The 1214-nt window shown below is 51.2% G+C and carries 2 protein-coding genes; both read right to left on the bottom strand.

What is annotated here, in order from left to right; all coding sequences use genetic code 11:
- Positions 1-83: 83 nt before the first annotated feature.
- On the bottom strand, positions 84-704 hold the full coding sequence (locus tag OQZ28_RS17525; RefSeq protein ID WP_039733240.1) for an NIPSNAP family protein: 621 nt from the start codon (positions 702-704) through the stop codon (positions 84-86).
- Positions 701-1060 (bottom strand): YciI family protein, encoded by a 360-nt coding sequence (locus tag OQZ28_RS17530; RefSeq protein ID WP_039733242.1) that lies wholly within the window; start codon positions 1058-1060, stop codon positions 701-703. Before OQZ28_RS17530 ends, OQZ28_RS17525 begins: the two co-directional genes overlap by 4 nt.
- Positions 1061-1214: the final 154 nt, after the last annotated feature.

A 1214-nucleotide genomic window follows, 5' to 3' on the forward strand; every position in this document is an offset into this window, starting at 1 on the left:
TGGGGGGGTAACAGAATGTCGGTTATCAAGCGACAAGGCTGGCAAAGCAGTCATTCATGGGAACATTTGTGAGCTTTTCGTCGTCACCGTAATGGCGAGAAAGTTTCCGGTAAGCAAAGGCAGGACTGGGCATGAATAATTTGCTCAGGCCCTCCTTTTGGCGGCCAAAGTCCGTCCACGTAATGTTGCTGACGCAGAATATTGCGTTGTTCAAAGCTGTCGAAGGCCCAGATATGGCAGATGCGTGACGCACCATCCAGCGCGAACATGTTGGTGATCAGGTGGCGGGTATAGGCTTGTGCAGGCTTCAGAGCACTCTGCCACGCTTTCAGGGTCGGTTCCAACCCTCCAGCTTTTAAACTGTAAGTTCGGATTTCATAGAGTCCACCACATTCACCAAACTCCGGGGGTTTAAGAAACGGAAAGCCTTCAAACGCCTCAGCTTCTATTAAAACGTCGTTCATCTTGATACCGAAGGGCGTTCTGGACTCCAGTGTTCTGTGCCGCGCCTTAAGCAAGGCATCCTGACAGGAAAAGGAACGCAGCAGGAGTAGCGTTCCAAGTTCACCGATCTCCGTTCGCCATACCCCTGTGAGGCTTCCCGCAACAGGATTCAGGGTATCCGAGAACCGTGCTTTCAGGAGACGGGAGAGGGCTGGCACTCCCAAAACATCCGTCCGAAAGCGAATCATTTCATAGATCATGAGTGTTCTTCGGATGGGAATAGAGATTGCAGTTCCACGGGCGGTTTGCCGGTCGATAGGTTGGACAGGCAACCGAACAGCGGATCCCACTCTTCAATTCGAAGATCACAGATCAAACCTTCCGGCGAGAACGGATCCCGAGCCACCATCGCTTCAATCTCCTGCCGATTGGCACCTTTCATGATCAGAAAACCTGACCGCAATGGGGTGCCTTTCAGCGGACCAGAAGCCAGAAGACTACCTTCCTGAATGAGGCGCTTGAGATACAGCACATGCGCCACGACATGCTGCCCCCACCCGTCGCCGTCCGGATGATCCATTCGCACAAGATAAATAGGCATTCTAAAGAGCTCCATCGGAGAAGATGCTTGCCGATCAATCAGCAGGCTCAACATATTCCTCTTTTTTAAGAGATAAATTGTCGATAGAAGATGTCAGTCACAACTGAGGATGATGAATGCTTGATCGTTTGACCAGTATGAAGGTTTTCATCAAGGTTGTGGAACTGGG

The sequence above is a fragment of the Komagataeibacter sp. NFXK3 genome, from assembly GCF_054182245.1.